Annotated in this window: 1 rRNA gene; it reads left to right on the top strand. The window is 54.8% G+C overall.

The annotated features are described in order from the left end of the window. The first annotated feature begins 214 nt into the window (after positions 1-214). Positions 215-1,739: ribosomal RNA gene (locus tag J2Y69_RS18010) — 16S ribosomal RNA — on the top strand. Positions 1,740-1,780: the final 41 nt, after the last annotated feature.

Here is a 1,780-nt window from a genome sequence, read left to right as displayed (position 1 = left end):
GGAGCATCCGATCCTTGAGAACTCAACAGCGTGCACTTGTCAAATGCCAAATTATCCTCGTCCACTGACTTTTTGTTGGTGGTTGAGAATTCCTTTGGATCAAAGACCAGCCTCTTTTTGGGGTTGGCATTGGATGAAGTCAGTTGATTTTGTCTCTTTGGTCAGTTTCGAACTCGCTGGTGCCTGGTTTTCCCCGGGTGTCCAGTTTTTTTCTTTTACGGAGAGTTTGATCCTGGCTCAGGATGAACGCTGGCGGCGTGCTTAACACATGCAAGTCGAACGATGAAGCTCCAGCTTGCTGGGGTGGATTAGTGGCGAACGGGTGAGTAACACGTGAGCAACCTGCCCTGGACTCTGGGATAAGCGCTGGAAACGGTGTCTAATACTGGATATGAGACGTGGCCGCATGGTCAACGTTTGGAAAGATTTTTCGGTCTGGGATGGGCTCGCGGCCTATCAGCTTGTTGGTGAGGTAATGGCTCACCAAGGCGTCGACGGGTAGCCGGCCTGAGAGGGTGACCGGCCACACTGGGACTGAGACACGGCCCAGACTCCTACGGGAGGCAGCAGTGGGGAATATTGCACAATGGGCGGAAGCCTGATGCAGCAACGCCGCGTGAGGGATGACGGCCTTCGGGTTGTAAACCTCTTTTAGCAGGGAAGAAGCGTGAGTGACGGTACCTGCAGAAAAAGCGCCGGCTAACTACGTGCCAGCAGCCGCGGTAATACGTAGGGCGCAAGCGTTATCCGGAATTATTGGGCGTAAAGAGCTCGTAGGCGGTTTGTCGCGTCTGCTGTGAAATCCCGAGGCTCAACCTCGGGTCTGCAGTGGGTACGGGCAGACTAGAGTGCGGTAGGGGAGATTGGAATTCCTGGTGTAGCGGTGGAATGCGCAGATATCAGGAGGAACACCGATGGCGAAGGCAGATCTCTGGGCCGTAACTGACGCTGAGGAGCGAAAGGGTGGGGAGCAAACAGGCTTAGATACCCTGGTAGTCCACCCCGTAAACGTTGGGAACTAGTTGTGGGGTCCTTTCCACGGATTCCGTGACGCAGCTAACGCATTAAGTTCCCCGCCTGGGGAGTACGGCCGCAAGGCTAAAACTCAAAGGAATTGACGGGGACCCGCACAAGCGGCGGAGCATGCGGATTAATTCGATGCAACGCGAAGAACCTTACCAAGGCTTGACATACACGAGAACGGGCCAGAAATGGTCAACTCTTTGGACACTCGTGAACAGGTGGTGCATGGTTGTCGTCAGCTCGTGTCGTGAGATGTTGGGTTAAGTCCCGCAACGAGCGCAACCCTCGTTCTATGTTGCCAGCACGTAATGGTGGGAACTCATGGGATACTGCCGGGGTCAACTCGGAGGAAGGTGGGGATGACGTCAAATCATCATGCCCCTTATGTCTTGGGCTTCACGCATGCTACAATGGCCGGTACAAAGGGCTGCAATACCGTGAGGTGGAGCGAATCCCAAAAAGCCGGTCCCAGTTCGGATTGAGGTCTGCAACTCGACCTCATGAAGTCGGAGTCGCTAGTAATCGCAGATCAGCAACGCTGCGGTGAATACGTTCCCGGGTCTTGTACACACCGCCCGTCAAGTCATGAAAGTCGGTAACACCTGAAGCCGGTGGCCTAACCCTTGTGGAGGGAGCCGTCGAAGGTGGGATCGGTAATTAGGACTAAGTCGTAACAAGGTAGCCGTACCGGAAGGTGCGGCTGGATCACCTCCTTTCTAAGGAGCATCTGACTCTTCGGAGTCCAGAACCCAGTTCG

The organism is Microbacterium resistens (assembly GCF_031456305.1).
GTDB classification, from domain to species: domain Bacteria; phylum Actinomycetota; class Actinomycetes; order Actinomycetales; family Microbacteriaceae; genus Microbacterium; species Microbacterium resistens_A.
The sequence above is the reverse complement of the archived record's forward strand: the minus strand, read 5'-3'. Positions and strand labels throughout refer to the sequence as shown.